The organism is Stenotrophomonas sp. YJH_SMC_14-1, from assembly GCF_059372275.1.
On sequence record NZ_JCAFVK010000001.1, the window covers coordinates 836,127 to 850,028 of the forward strand.

The 13,902-nt window shown below is 66.1% G+C and carries 14 protein-coding genes; 11 read left to right on the forward strand and 3 right to left on the reverse strand.

Translation table 11 applies throughout. From position 1 onward, the window contains the following. The first annotated feature begins 30 nt into the window (after nucleotides 1-30). Nucleotides 31-330, forward strand: a complete 300-nt coding sequence (locus tag AC5P9P_RS04140; protein ID WP_012479775.1) for a hypothetical protein — start codon at nucleotides 31-33, stop codon at nucleotides 328-330. 197 nt (nucleotides 331-527) lie between these two features. Here the strand turns inward: AC5P9P_RS04140 and htpG are convergent, their stop codons facing one another. Beyond that, nucleotides 528-2,420: a molecular chaperone HtpG gene (gene htpG / locus AC5P9P_RS04145; protein WP_111188461.1), complete on the reverse strand. Its 1,893-nt coding sequence runs from the start codon at nucleotides 2,418-2,420 to the stop codon at nucleotides 528-530. A 658-nt stretch (nucleotides 2,421-3,078) separates the two neighbouring features. Between htpG and rsmD the strand changes: the two genes are divergently transcribed. From rsmD to AC5P9P_RS04175, 6 genes are all read left to right on the forward strand, one after another. Beyond that, the gene (rsmD, locus tag AC5P9P_RS04150) at nucleotides 3,079-3,657 is read left to right on the forward strand and encodes a 16S rRNA (guanine(966)-N(2))-methyltransferase RsmD (protein WP_049461091.1); all 579 of its coding nucleotides are present in this window, start codon (nucleotides 3,079-3,081) and stop codon (nucleotides 3,655-3,657) included. Between the two features lie 26 nt (nucleotides 3,658-3,683). Further along, nucleotides 3,684-4,193 carry a pantetheine-phosphate adenylyltransferase gene (gene coaD, locus AC5P9P_RS04155; RefSeq protein WP_005409091.1) on the forward strand — a complete coding sequence of 170 codons (510 nt, stop codon included), beginning with the start codon at nucleotides 3,684-3,686 and terminating at the stop codon, nucleotides 4,191-4,193. Nucleotides 4,194-4,253: 60 nt separating this feature from the next. Next, nucleotides 4,254-4,745 (forward strand): hypothetical protein, encoded by a 492-nt coding sequence (locus tag AC5P9P_RS04160; RefSeq protein WP_005409092.1) that lies wholly within the window; start codon nucleotides 4,254-4,256, stop codon nucleotides 4,743-4,745. Nucleotides 4,746-4,877: 132 nt separating this feature from the next. Beyond that, nucleotides 4,878-5,159: a YfhL family 4Fe-4S dicluster ferredoxin gene (locus tag AC5P9P_RS04165; RefSeq protein WP_049404607.1), complete on the forward strand. Its 282-nt coding sequence runs from the start codon at nucleotides 4,878-4,880 to the stop codon at nucleotides 5,157-5,159. Further along, nucleotides 5,156-6,886, forward strand: a complete 1,731-nt coding sequence (gene ggt, locus AC5P9P_RS04170) for a gamma-glutamyltransferase (RefSeq protein ID WP_049395944.1) — start codon at nucleotides 5,156-5,158, stop codon at nucleotides 6,884-6,886. Before AC5P9P_RS04165 ends, ggt begins: the two co-directional genes overlap by 4 nt. A gap of 120 nt (nucleotides 6,887-7,006) precedes the next feature. Beyond that, nucleotides 7,007-7,894, forward strand: a complete 888-nt coding sequence (locus AC5P9P_RS04175; RefSeq protein WP_005412984.1) for an MBL fold metallo-hydrolase — start codon at nucleotides 7,007-7,009, stop codon at nucleotides 7,892-7,894. A gap of 218 nt (nucleotides 7,895-8,112) precedes the next feature. Here the strand turns inward: AC5P9P_RS04175 and AC5P9P_RS04180 are convergent, their stop codons facing one another. After that, nucleotides 8,113-8,406: a PsiF family protein gene (locus tag AC5P9P_RS04180; RefSeq protein ID WP_033833083.1), complete on the reverse strand. Its 294-nt coding sequence runs from the start codon at nucleotides 8,404-8,406 to the stop codon at nucleotides 8,113-8,115. A 60-nt stretch (nucleotides 8,407-8,466) separates the two neighbouring features. Between AC5P9P_RS04180 and AC5P9P_RS04185 the strand changes: the two genes are divergently transcribed. Together AC5P9P_RS04185 and AC5P9P_RS04190 are read left to right on the forward strand one after the other, a co-directional pair. Next, on the forward strand, nucleotides 8,467-8,892 hold the full coding sequence (locus tag AC5P9P_RS04185) for an ArsR/SmtB family transcription factor (protein WP_239501138.1): 426 nt from the start codon (nucleotides 8,467-8,469) through the stop codon (nucleotides 8,890-8,892). Continuing rightward, nucleotides 8,873-9,352, forward strand: a complete 480-nt coding sequence (locus AC5P9P_RS04190; RefSeq protein WP_024956419.1) for an SRPBCC family protein — start codon at nucleotides 8,873-8,875, stop codon at nucleotides 9,350-9,352. The genes AC5P9P_RS04185 and AC5P9P_RS04190 overlap by 20 nt, the downstream gene beginning before the upstream one ends. Nucleotides 9,353-9,415: 63 nt before the next feature. Here AC5P9P_RS04190 and upp read toward each other — a convergent pair whose 3' ends face one another. Then, the gene (gene upp, locus AC5P9P_RS04195; protein WP_005409099.1) at nucleotides 9,416-10,048 is read right to left on the reverse strand and encodes a uracil phosphoribosyltransferase; all 633 of its coding nucleotides are present in this window, start codon (nucleotides 10,046-10,048) and stop codon (nucleotides 9,416-9,418) included. Between the two features lie 216 nt (nucleotides 10,049-10,264). On the opposite strand from upp, the gene AC5P9P_RS04200 reads away from it, so the two are divergent. Then, nucleotides 10,265-12,799: a TonB-dependent receptor gene (locus AC5P9P_RS04200; RefSeq protein ID WP_221233469.1), complete on the forward strand. Its 2,535-nt coding sequence runs from the start codon at nucleotides 10,265-10,267 to the stop codon at nucleotides 12,797-12,799. Further along, nucleotides 12,796-13,902, forward strand: a complete 1,107-nt coding sequence (locus AC5P9P_RS04205; protein ID WP_049432128.1) for a phytase — start codon at nucleotides 12,796-12,798, stop codon at nucleotides 13,900-13,902. The genes AC5P9P_RS04200 and AC5P9P_RS04205 overlap by 4 nt, the downstream gene beginning before the upstream one ends.

The following is a 13,902-nucleotide window of genomic DNA, read 5'->3' on the forward strand; positions in this document are numbered from 1 at the left end:
AGGGCTGCGCAGGGCGGTCCGGAGACCGCCATGAACAACGTGATGGGAATCGCCCTCGGCGGGATGCGTGCGGCCCAGCAGGGCGTGCAGGTGGCTGCGCACAACGTGGCCAACCTGGCGACTCCCGATGCCCAGCGCCTGCAGCTGCAGCGTAGTACGGTGGAGCAGGGTGGGGTGCAGGCTGCGGTGACCCCTACCGGCGCCGATGTCAGTGCACCACTGGGTGATCTGCTGGCAGCGAAAGCCGAGGTGGTGGCTTTCGCTTCCAACGCCGCGGTGATCCGACGCCAGGACCAGATGCTGGGCTCGCTGCTGGATCGCGAGGCCTGAGCCGCCCGGCCTTGGTGGGTGTCAACCTTGATTGACACGCTCGACCCGCCTGGTAGGTGCCAATCCTGGTTGGCACTCACCACCCGCCCCGGTAGGTGCCAACCTTGGTTGGCACGCTTTTTGGGCGCCAACCAAGGTTGGCTTCTACCAGAGCATCGCCGGGTAAGCCGGGCCATGCCCGGCGGCCACCTTGTCGATCAGGCCGACAGCTCCAGCAGCAGCTTGTTCAGGCGCGCCACATAGGCGCCCGGATCCTTCAGGCTGTCGCCGGCGGCCAATGCAGCCTGGTCGAACAGCACGCGGCCCAGATCGTCGAAACGCGCGCCATCGGCTTCAGCATCCAGCTTGGCGATCAGCGGATGGCCCGGGTTGATCTCCAGCACCGGCTTGCTGTCCGGCACCTTCTGCCCGCTGGCTTCCAGGATCTGGCGCATCTGCAGGCCCAGGTCCTGTTCGCCGATGGCCAGCACCGCCGGTGAATCGGTCAGGCGGTGCGAGACGCGCACGTCGGCCACGTCATCGCCCAGCACCGTCTTCAGTCGCTCGACCAGGCCCTGCTTGTCCTTGGCCGCTGCTTCCTGTTCCTGCTTGTCCGCTTCGGTTTCCAGCGCGCCCAGGTCGAGGTCGCCGCGGGCGATGTCGACGAAGCCCTTGCCGTCGAAATCGGTCAGGTAGCCCATCAGCCACTCGTCGATGCGGTCGGTCAGCAGCAGCACTTCCACGCCCTTCTTGCGGAACACTTCCAGGTGCGGGCTGTTGCGCACCTGGCTGTAGCTCTCGCCGGTCAGGTAGTAGATCTTGTCCTGGCCTTCGGCCATGCGGCCGAGGTAGTCAGCCAGCGACACGTTTTGCGCATCGCCGTCGCCACGGGTGGAGGCGAAGCGCAGCAGGCCGGCCACCTTCTCGCGGTTGTTGTAGTCCTCGGCCGGGCCTTCCTTCAGCACCTGGCCGAATTCCTTCCAGAACGTGGCGTACTGCTCCGGCTTGTCTGTGGCCAGCTTTTCCAGCATGTCCAGCGAGCGCTTGGTCAGCGCGGCCTTCATCGAATCGATGACCGGACCGGACTGCAGGATCTCGCGCGAGACGTTCAGCGACAGGTCGTTGGAATCGACCACGCCCTTGATGAAGCGCAGGTACAGCGGCAGGAACTGCTCGGCCTGGTCCATCACGAACACGCGCTGCACGTACAGCTTCAGGCCCTTGGGGGCATCGCGGTGATACAGGTCGAACGGCGCGCGGCCGGGCACGTACAGCAGCGAGGTGTATTCCAGCTTGCCTTCGACCTTGTTGTGGCTCCATGCCAGCGGATCGCTGTGGTCGTGTGCCACGTGCTTGTAGAACTCGGTGTACTCGGCGTCGCTGATCTCGGTGCGCGGGCGGGTCCACAGCGCGCTGGCGCGATTGACGGTTTCCCATTCGACCGCGGCGCCTCCTTCGCCACCTTCCTTCGGCATCTGGATCGGCAGGCCGATATGGTCCGAATACTTCTTGAGGATGCCGCGCAGGCGCCAGCCATCGGCGAAATCGTGCTCGCCGTCCTTCAGGTGCAGCACGATGCGGGTGCCGCGCTCGGCCTTGTCGATGGTGGCCACTTCGAAATCGCCTTCGCCGCGCGAGGTCCAGCGCACGCCTTCGCCTGCAGCCAGGCCGGCGCGGCGCGAGGTCACTTCCACTTGGTCTGCAACGATGAAGGCACTGTAGAAGCCGACGCCGAACTGGCCGATCAGCTGCGAATCCTTTTTCTGGTCGCCGGACAGCTGGCGGAGGAAATCGCCGGTGCCGGACTTGGCGATCGTGCCGAGATGGGCAATGGCTTCGGCGCGGCTCATGCCGATGCCGTTGTCTTCGATGGTGATGGTGTGGGCGGCGGGGTCGAAGCTGACGCGCACGCGCAGCTCGCTGTCACCTTCAAGCAGGGCCGGCTGGGTCAGGGCCTCGAAGCGCAGCTTGTCGGCAGCGTCAGCGGCGTTGGAGACCAGCTCGCGCAGGAAGATCTCCTTGTTGGAGTACAGCGAGTGGATCATCAGCTGCAGCAGCTGCTTGACTTCGGTCTGGAAGCCAAGGGTTTCGGTCTGGGTGGTCTCGGTCATCGATAGGGCTCCATGTGCAATGCCGCGCCAGCGCGTGCGGCCTCGCCAAGGGGTATGGCTGATTGTCCCGAAATCAAGGGGTTGGTCGGCAGGGCTTGCAGCCCTGCACCTGCAGAGGCCGATGCAACAGCAACAGCAACATCAACAGCAGCAGCGGGCTATCCGTGGGATGGCGGGGCGGTGTGGGTTGGCAGGACACGCCGTGAACCCATCCATGGGGGCTCGATGGCGCCATCCATGGCGCCAACGGTCCTGCCAACCCACACCGCCCCGCCTCTGACAGGTTCACGCGGCTGTTGGCAGGTGTCGACCTTGGTCGACACCTCTGTCAGATATCGAAATAAAACTGGGGTCAGATCCGTTTTCCGCAGGAAAACGGATCTGACCCCAAGAGACCTTCCGGCAGATCGCAGGAAACTGTCGAAGGCGGGGTGGGTCCGGTTGAGGGGGCGTGAGCCGCATGGATGCGGCGACCGAGCTTACATGGACGTACTTGCAGCGTCCCCCTCGACCGGACCCACCCCGCCAACCCACGGATATCCGGCTTTTGCCGTTGCTTCGGCCGTTGCCGTGGCTTCGACGGGTGCCGGGCAAAGCCCGGCCGAACTACAATCCCGCTCATGCTGAAATTCTCGAATGAACCCCGCCGGGGGCGCCTGTGAGCGGCCGTGGGGGCAATGACGGCCAGGTCCGCATCATCGGCGGTCGCTGGCGCAATACCCGCCTGCCGGTGCCGACCCTGCCGGGGCTGCGGCCCAGCAGTGACCGCGTGCGCGAGACCCTTTTCAACTGGTTGATGCCCAGACTGGGCGGCGCGCGGGTGCTGGACCTGTTCGCCGGCAGTGGCGCGCTGGGCCTGGAGGCGGTCTCGCGTGGTGCCGCCCACGCCACCCTGGTCGAGCGCGACGCGCAGCTGGGACGCAACCTGACCGCGGCCGTGGCCAAGCTGCAGGCCGCCGATCAGATCACCGTGGTGCAGGCCGATGCCCTGCGCTGGCTGCAGGGCGCGCCCGCGCAGCAGGCCGATCTGGTCTTCATCGACCCGCCGTTCGCCGATGGCCTGTGGCAGGACGTGCTGGCGCAGCTGCCTCGGCACCTGGCCGCCGATGCCTGGCTGTACCTGGAATCGCCGGCCGGCCACGTGCCGGTGCTGCCGCCGGACTGGCTGCTGCACCGCGAGGGCGGCACCCGCGAGGTGCGCTTTGCCCTGTACCGCCGCGCCACTGCTACACTTTGACCTCATCTGAACATCTGCATCCGCCCATGACCGTGGCCAACCGCCGCATTGCCGTCTATCCCGGCACGTTCGACCCGATCACCAACGGTCATATCGACCTGGTCAGCCGGGCCGCGCCGCTGTTTGAAAAGGTCGTGGTGGGCGTGGCGCAGAGCCCGTCCAAGGGCCCGGCGCTACCGCTGGAGCAGCGCGTGCAGCTGGCGCGTGGCGCACTGGGCCACCATGGCAACGTCGAGGTCATCGGCTTCGACACCCTGCTGGCCCATTTCGTCCGTTCGGTCCAGGGCGGGGTGCTGCTGCGTGGCCTGCGCGCGGTGTCCGATTTCGAGTACGAGTTCCAGATGGCCAGCATGAACCGTCACCTGATCCCCGAGGTCGAGACCCTGTTCCTGACCCCGGCCGAGCAGCACAGCTTCATTTCGTCCTCGCTGGTCCGCGAGATCGCGCGCCTGGGCGGCGACGTGTCCGGTTTCGTGCCGGCCGCGGTGCTCGAAGCCCTGCGCAAGGTCCGCGAAGCGAAGGCGGCACAGTCGTAAGTCCTGCTGTACCCGCACCCCATTACGCACAACACCACGCACCATTCCGGGAGGAAACCCATGAACACCACCATGCGCGCGATGCTGATCGCTTCGTTGGCCCTGGCCTTCACCGCCTGCAAGAAGGAAGAGGCCGCTCCGGTCGACGAGGCCAAGCAGGCCCTGGTCGCCCCGGCCAAGGACGACGATGCGGGCTGGAAGAAGTACCTGCAGGAAGTGGCCATCCAGAACATGGGCAACATCACCAACAGCCCGTTCCTGTACTACCTCTCCCCGGAATCGGACCCGGACTTCCAGGCCAAGTACGAGCGCCAGACCGAGAGCGCGACCCAGGCCGTGGCCCGTGGCGTGCAGCCGGGCAACATGCTGGCCTTCGGTTCGTCGGCCTCGGGCAAAATGGCTGACATGATCCAGGCCGTGTTCAAGGACGTGTCGCCGGATTCGATGAAGGGCGTGCGCGTCGTCTTCATCGGCCAGTCGGCCGACAACGCCCGCGTTCAGGCTGCGATCCAGCCGACCGGTGCCGAGTACATTTTCGTCGAAGCCAAGTAAGACCGAGCCATGGCGGCCATGCTCCGGCATGGCCCGGGCGGCGTCCTGCAAGGGCGCCGCTGATGACCTGACCGGCCCGCGCGCCCGCGCTGGCCGGTCCTTTGTCCCAAGGCGCGGGCGAGGAGTATCGCCGTGTCGCTGAAAATCAACGAGCTCTGCGTCAACTGCGACGTCTGCGAGCCGGCCTGCCCGAACCAGGCCATTGCGATGGGTGAAACCATCTACGTGATCGACCCTGCGCGCTGCACCGAATGCGTGGGTCATTTCGACGAGCCACAGTGCGTGGTCGTCTGCCCGGTCGAGTGCATCGATCCGGACCCGGAGATCGTGGAAACGGAAGACCAGCTGCTGGCCAAGCTGCGCCAGCTGCAGCACGATCACCCCGAACTCTACGCGGAGTCCCCATCCGAATGAAGACGCTGATCGTCCGCCCTCTATTGCTGCTCGGCCTGCTGCTGAGCCCGATTGCCTGGGCCGACAGCCCGGCCCGTGCCGAGCGCCCCGACGGCGCGGCCATTGCCAGCGGCCACGCGCTGGCCACCCAGGCCGGCATCGACATCCTGGCGCAGGGCGGCAACGCCTTCGACGCCGCGGTGGCGGTATCGTCCACGCTGGCGGTGGTCGAGCCGATCAGTTCCGGGCTGGGCGGCGGTGGCTTCTTCCTGCTGCACGACGCGGCCACCGGCAAGGACGTGATGCTGGACGCGCGCGAGACCGCGCCGGCCGCGGCAACGCCGCAGGCCTTCCTCGACAAGCAGGGCAACCTCGACCGTGACCGCTCGGTCAACGGTGCGTGGTCGGCCGGTATTCCGGGCCTGCCTGCGGCGCTGGTCGAGCTGTCGGCCAGGCACGGCAAGCTGCCGCTGTCTGCATCGCTGCAGCCGGCGATCCGCATCGCGCGCGAAGGCTTCCCGGTCTACGACCGCATGGCCAAGGGCTATGCCTCTCGCCGTGAGGTGATGGAGCGCTATCCCGGCACCCGTGAGGTCTACCTGCGCAACGGCAAGCCGATCACCAGCGGTGACCTGTTCAAGCAGCCGGAGCTGGCACAGACGCTGGAGCGCTTGGCCGCAGGTGGCTTCGATGGCTTCTACAAGGGCCAGACCGGAAAGCTGTTGCTGGCCGGCGTGAAGCAGGCCGGCGGCCAGTGGACCGCTGAAGAGCTGGCCGGCTATCGCGTGAAGCAGCGCGAACCGATCGTGTTCAACTACAACGGCTGGAAGATCACCACCGCTCCGCCGCCGTCGTCCGGTGGCATCGCGCTGGCCAGCATGCTGCAGATCCTGGAAGGCTGGGACATCAACAAGATGGACCCGGCGCACCGCACCCACCTGGTGGTGGAGTCGATGCGCCGTGCCTACCGCGACCGCACCTTCTTCCTCGGCGATCCGGACTTCGTGCAGATCCCGCAGAAAGTGCTGACCAGCAAGGACTACGCACAGGGCCTGCGGGCGACCATCCATCCGGAGAAGGCCACGCCCAGCGACCTGCTGTCGGGCAACCCGACGCCGCTGGAAGATGACGAGACCACGCACTTCTCGATCATCGACCGTGACGGCAACCGGGTCGGCGCGACCCAGACCGTCAACCTGCTGTACGGCTCGGGGCTGATTCCGAAGGGCACCGGCGTGCTGCTGAACAACGAGATGGACGACTTCGCGCTGAAGCCGGGCACGCCCAACGCGTTCGGCGTGATGGGCTACGAGGCCAATGCGCCGAAGGCGGGCAAGCGCATGCTCAGCTCGATGACCCCGACCTTCATGGAGAACGCCGACAAGGTGGTGGTGCTGGGCACCCCGGGTGGCAGCCGCATCATCACCATGGTGCTGCTGGGCATCCTCGGCTACGACGCCGGCCTGGACGCGCAGCAGGTTGCCGCGCTGCCGCGCTACCACCACCAGTGGTTGCCGGACCTGATCGAAGCCGAGGACGATGCATTCGACGCGGCCACGGTGAAGCAGCTGCAGGCGATGGGTCACAAGATCGACCTGCCGGGCAATGTGGCCGCCGGGGGCCGCGGGTCCAGCCACGTGTGGGGCAACCTGCAGACCGTGGAATGGGACCGGAAGGCCAACAAGCTGTTTGGCGGCAGCGACCCGCGCAACCCGGTGGGCAGCGCCCTGGTCGTGCCGGCACGCTGATCCGGTCGTGCCGGCCGCTGGCCGCCAATCTGGCTGTTTACCGAAACCCCGCCCTTGACGGCGGGGTTTTCTGTTTCCTTTCTAGCGATTATTTAACGAGCCGGCGCCGATAATCGACACATGAAACTCTGGTCTATTCGTGGAAACTCGCAGCGCCTCGACGGCGGCGCGATGTTCGGCAACGCGCCGCGCGCGTTGTGGGAAAAATGGGCGGCACCGGACGAGCTCAATCGCATCGAGCTGGCCTGCCGTGCGCTGCTTGCCAGCCCGCTGGAAGGCAAGACCGTGCTGTTTGAAACCGGTATCGGGGCGTTCTTCGATCCGCGCATGCGTGAGCGCTATGGCGTGCAGGAAAGCCAGCACGTACTGATCGATTCGTTGCGCGAAGCAGGTTTCGAGCACGAGGACATTGATGTCGTCGTGCTCAGCCACCTGCATTTCGATCATGCCGGTGGCCTGCTGGCGGCATGGAGCGAAGGGCGTGAGCCGGAACTGCTGTTCCCCAATGCGACCTATGTGGTCGGTGCGCAGCATTGGCAGCGCGCCATGCAGCCGCATCCGCGCGACCGTGCCAGCTTCATTCCGGAGCTGCCTGGCCTGCTGCAGGCCAGCGGTCGCCTGGAAGTGGTGGACGGCGAGTATTCGAAGGTTCTGGGTCGCAGCGTTCGCTTCAGCTACAGCGATGGCCACACGCCGGGGTTGATGCTGGCCGAGATCGTCGGCCACGCGCACGCCGGCGAAGATGCGCACGGCGGGGTGGTGTTCTGTGCCGACCTGATCCCGGGGCGCTCATGGGTACACGTGCCGATCACCATGGGCTACGACCGCAATGCCGAGCTCCTGATCGACGAGAAGCGGCAGTTCCTTGAGGACAAGCTGGCGCGCAACGTGCATCTGTTTTTCACCCACGACCCGCAGGTGGCGCTGGCGCAGCTGGGTCGCGATGACAAGGGGCGTTTCGTGACCCTGCACGAGCAGGGTGAACTGAAGGCGCGCGCGCTGGGGTGAGGGGTGTTGTCGGCAGGGCTTGCAGCCCTGCACCTGCACGACGGCAACGTCAACGTCAAAAGCGGGCTATCCGTGGGGTGGCGGGGCGGTGTCGGATTGCGGACACACCGCAATCCGACACCGCCCCGCCTCTGACAGATGGCTGCGATTTGTCGGGGTCGGATCCCGTTGCTGCGCAACGGGCTCTGCCCCCATTCGATTGAACTGGACGAGCGATGCTACGACGCCTTCAGGCAGCTGCTCATGAAGGTCTTGCGCGCGTCACCGGCCAGCTTCCTGGCACCCGCGTCAGCGTTGCACTTGCGCATGCGTTCCTGTTGCGCGTTGGCCGGCTTGGCTTCGGCAGCGTGGCCACTGAGGCAGGAACTCTGCGCGGTCTTGTAGGCGTCACCCTTCAAGCCCTTGTTCTTGGCCGAGCAGTCGGCCATGCGCTGCTGCTGCGGCGTGGTGGCATTGGCAGCCAGGGGCAGGCCGACCAGCAGGACAGCGGCCAGCAGGAAAGAAGCTTTCATCGAGAGCACTCCAAGCGGTGGCGGGTGCGCGGAGCATTGGCCTGCAGGCAGCAAGGCCACGTGAAGAATCGTGCCTCGGCAGCGACCGCTTGCAGGGGCATTCAGGTCGGCGTATTACTTAGCCATATGGGTAAGTATGATCCCGCCATTCAAGACGTGTTCCAGGCACTGGCCGACCCCACCCGATGCGCGATCGTGGCGGCGCTGGGGCAGGGGCCGCGCACGGTGTCGACCTTGGCCGAGCCTTTTGAGATGGCCTTGCCCTCGCTGATGAAGCATCTGGCCGTGCTGGAGCGCAGTGGCGTGGTGCGCAGTCGCAAGCAGGGGCGTGTACGCACCTGCGAACTGGTGCCGGAACGGTTGGGCCAGGCCGAGCAATGGCTGGCCGCGCAGCGCGTCGTGTGGGCAGCGCGCGCCGACCGCATGGTCGAGTTTGTCGAAACCCTTCACCGACAGGAGCAGGCCCATGGCCGTAGACGCAGGTAACAACCCCGAGACCGATCTGGTCATCAGTCGCGTACTGAACGCACCGCGCGCCGCCCTGTGGCGGGCGTGGACCGACCCGGAGCTGCTGCGCCAGTGGTGGTGCCCGAAGCCGTGGTCCACCGAAGTGCGTGCCTTCGACCTGCGCCCGGGCGGCGCCTTCCACACCTTCATGCAGGGCCCCGACGGCGGCAGCAGTGACAACCCGGGCAGCTTTCTGGAGATCGTGCCGCAGCAGCGTCTGGTGTTCACCTCGATGCTGGGCCCGGGCTGGCGGCCGCAGTCACCGTGGCTGGGCTTCACCGCCATCATCTCGATGGAGGATGAGGGCCAGGGCTGTCGTTACACCGCGCAGGTGATGCACCCGGACAAGGCCCTGCGCGACCAGCATGAGCAGATGGGCTTCTTCGACGGCTGGAACACCGTCATCGGCCAGCTGGAAGCGTTCGCGGCCGGCCTGTAGGCCGGCATCCGGGGTGGGGTCAGAGCCCTTTCTGCGAAAGGGATCTGACCCCGGTTCACCGGATCAACCGACGCGGGTACCGAAGATGCGGTCACCGGCATCGCCCAGGCCGGGCAGGATGTAGCCCTTGTCGTTGAGCTGGGCATCGATGGCCGCGGTGTAGATTTCCACGTCCGGATGCACGGCCTTGACTGCTTCGATGCCTTCCGGCGCGGCCACCAGGAAGATGCCCTTGATGCGGCGGGCGCCGGCACGCTTGAGCATGTCGATGGTGGCGATCAGGGTGCCGCCGGTGGCCAGCATCGGGTCCAGGATCAGCGCGTCGCGCTCTTCCAGGCGGCCGGTCAGGCGCTCGAAGTAGGGCACCGGCTGCAGGGTTTCCTCATCGCGCTGCAGGCCGACCACGCTGACGCGTGCCGCCGGGATCAGCGACAGCACGCCGCTGAGCATGCCCAGGCCGGCGCGCAGGATCGGCACCACGGTGATCTTGGCACCGGCGATGCGCTGCACGGTGACCGGGCCGGCCCAGCCGGGCAGGGTGTGCGGCTCGGTGTCCAGGTCGGCGGTGGCCTCGTAGGCCAGCAGCGTGCCGAGCTCGTTGGCCAGTTCGCGGAAATCCTTGGTGCTGAGCGCAGCGTTGCGCATCAGGCCGATCTTGTGCTGCACCAGCGGGTGGCGCACTTCGACGATCTTCATGGTCGGGAAGGGGGATAAGGAGAGAGGACGCCATTTTGCCGGATTGGGCGCCCAACCCCAAACCGGGGCCGGAGACGGCCTGCATGAAATGTGCAGATGCATGTCATTGCCATGCAACCTTGCGGACATACCGTGCAGACCCATTCTTAACAGGAATGGGGATTCCCAGTGCATATCAAGACTCCGTTGGCCGTTGCCATCACCCTGACCCTGGCGATGGGGGCTGCTGCACCACTGCAGGCCGCCGGGCAGCAGGCGGTCGCCGCCACCGGTGCAGTGGCCGCCGATGCGGTCGACCTGGACCGCATTGAAGTGCGCGCCCAGCTTGAATCGCAGATCCGCGCGGTGGACCTCAAGCGCAGCAGCAACGCCATCGAGGATGCGGTGTCGTCCGACGCGCTGGGCCAGTACCCGGACAAGAACGTGGCCGAGTCGCTGCAACGCCTGCCGGGCATCAGCGTGACGCGCGACCAGGGCGAGGGCCGCTACGTGGTCGTGCGCGGACTGGATGCCAACCTCAACAGCGTCAGCGTCGACGGCATCGCCATCGGCACACCGGACAACTCCAGCCGCGCCGCACCGATGGACGTGATCCCGTCCGATTCGACCGAGCGCCTACGCGTGGTCAAATCGCCGACCCCGGACATGCCGGGCGACGCCATTGGCGGCGCGATCCTGGTCGAGACCGCCTCGGCGTTCGACCGCGAGGGCCGCAGCCTGCGTGGCAAGATCGAAGGCAGCCACCAGCAGCTTTCGGGCGAGACCAGCCCGAAGGCCGCCTTCAACTACAGTGAAGTGTTCAACGACACCTTCGGCATCGCCGCCGGCGTGAACTACCAGAAGCGGACGTTCGAATCGGACAACAGCGAAGTGGAGTACGGTGATGTCAGCGGGAACAAGGATCCGACCACCACCCGCCCGGGCGAAATCACCGCGCTGAACCTGCAGAACCGCAAGTACGAGATCGAGCGCAAGCGCATCGGCGCCAACCTCAATTTCGACTGGCGCCCGAACGAGGACAGCCGTTACTACCTGCGCACGCTGTACAGCCAGTTCGACGATGCCGAAACCCGCCAGCGCGTGATCTTCAACTTCAACAGCGCCGACATGATCGCCACCGGCACCGACCAGTATCGACTTGCCGGCATGCCGAAGGATTCGATCGACAAGCGCATGCGCTACCGGACCAAGGAAGAGAACACCTTCGCCGCCAGCCTGGGTGGCGAGAACAAGCTGACCGACGCGCTACTGGACTACAAGATCGGCTATACCCGTACCGAAGAACGCGTGGACGACGAGATCGAGTCGCGCTTCAAGCTCAACGGCAAGGCCTTCAATGGCACGTTGGACCAGCGCAGCCGCCTGCCCACCTACACCTTCGACAACGACCAGTGGCTGGACAACGCCAACTACAAGTTCGACCGTGTGGTGGCCAAGCCGAAGAAGGTGGACGACGAGGAGCGCAGCGCGCAGGTCAATATCCGCTTCGACGGCGACAACAGCAGCTACAAGTTCGGCCTGCTCGGGCGCTGGCGCGACCGTGACGTGAATGTCGATGAGGCGTCGCTGCGCGTGGGTCCGGCGATCAAGCTCAGTGACTGGACGACCGGCTCGCCGGAACATCGCCACGGCCCGATGGGGCAGGGCATGGACTCGTCGGCGATGCGCAGCTACTGGTCGCAGCGCGGTGGCGAATACAGCGCGCGTCCGCAGGATGTCGGTGGCAACGCCGCGACGTCTCTGGAAGGCGACTACACCGCGCGCGAAGACGTGTTCGCCAGCTATGCGATGGGCACCTGGGACATCGGTGCGCTGCGCGTGATCGGCGGCGTGCGTGTGGAGAACACCCGCTTCAGCGCCACCGGCAATCGCGTGGACGTGGCCAAGGACGGGCGCTCCTACACCGCGACCCGTGTTACCGCCAGCAAGAGCTACAACAACGTACTGCCGGGCCTGCACCTGCGTTACGACGCCAGCGACGACTGGGTGTTCCGCTTCGCTGCCAACAAGACGGTGGCGCGCCCGGGCTTCGGCGATGCCTCGCCGCGCATCGGCCTGGCTCGCAACGACAATGAAGTGCGCCTGGGCAACCCGGAGCTGGATCCGTACGAGTCGACCAACATCGACCTGTCGGTGGAGAAGTACATCGGCGACAGCGGCATCCTCTCGCTGGGCGTGTTCCACAAGTCGATCGACGGCTACATCGTGCAGGTCCGCCAGGCCGGCGCCGACGGCATCTACGACGGCCTGCCGGTGGTGACCTCGGTCAATGGCGACAAGGCCAAGGTGCGTGGCGCCGAGTTCAACTGGCAGCAGCAGCTGTCGTTCCTCCCGGCTGGCTGGGATGGCCTGCTGGTGGGTGCCAGCGGCACCTGGCTGGACACTGATTTCGACCCGGGCCTGGCCAAGCGCGCCGGTGAGGACTTCACCCTGCCGCGCGCCTCGAAGAACGTGTACAGCGCGCACATCGGTTACGAGAAGTACGGCCTGAGCACCCGCGTGGCAGCCGTACACCGCAGCGAGTACCTGGATACCCTTGGTGCCGGCCGTGCCTTCGACATCTACGTAGCGCCGAACACCCAGCTCGACTTCTCGCTTGACTACAGGTTCACTCCGCGCGTGAGCATGTATTTCGAAGCACAGAACCTGCTGGACAAGCCGCTGGAACTGTACCAGGGCACGCGCTCGCGCACCCTGCAGATGGAAGAATATGGCCGCACCTACGCCCTCGGCCTGAAGGTGGCACTGTGAGCGGGCCTCGCATCACCCTGCTGGCCGTGACGCTGGTGGCCGGCTGCACGCCGGCCAACGGCAATGATCCGGCCGTGGCCAAGCCCGGAGCGAAGGCCACGAACGAGCGTGCGGTGACCACCATCGCCGAGGCATTCCTATCACCGATGACGCCGGCTGACAACATCGATTCGCCTGCCGCCTGGCGTGCACCTGACGGAAAGCTGTGGCTGATCGCCACTGCCAAGGCCACCGACAAGCTGGTGGTCTACGACGGCAGCAGCGGCCAGCACCTGCGCGACGTAGGCAGCAGCGGCACCGCGCCAGGGCAGTTCGATCGCCCAAACGGCATCGCGGTGACCGACGATCTGCTGTGGATCGTGGAGCGCGACAATCACCGCGTGCAGGTACTGAGCCTGCCGGACTTCACTCCACTGGCGACCTTCGCTGCGGACGACCTGCGCAAGCCGTACGGGCTGTGGGTCGACCGCCGTGCCGATGGCTACAGCGTCTACGTGACCGACTCCTGGGACAACGGCGAGGATGCACAGGGCCGTGACATCCTGCCGCCGCTGACCGAGCTGGACAAGCGCGTGCGCCAGTACCAGGTGACCCGCGATGGCGCGAAGGTCGAAGCGAAGCTTGTGGCCAGCATCGGTGATACCACTGAGGCGGGTGCCCTGCGCGTGGTCGAGTCGATCTGGGGCGACCCCGAGAACGATCGCCTGCTGATCGCCGAAGAGGACGAGGGCTACGCCAGCGAGTTCAAGGTCTACACGCTGGCCGGACGCTTCACCGGCACCACCTTCGGCCGCGATGTGTTCAAGGCGCAGGCCGAAGGCGTAACCCTGCGCACCTGCGGCAAGGATGGTTGGTGGATCACCACCGAACAGGGCAAGCAGCGCAGCGTGTTCCACCTGTTCGACCGCCACACCCTGAAGCCGGTCGGCGCGTTCCAGGGCAATACCGTGGCCAACACCGATGGCATCTGGATGATGCAGCAGCCCAGCGCGCGCTTCCCGCACGGCGCGTTGTATGCGGTGCATGACGACCAGGGCGTGGTGGCGTTCGACTGGGAGAGCATCGCCAAGCAGTTGGCATTGCCGCTGGAGTGTGGTTCGTGA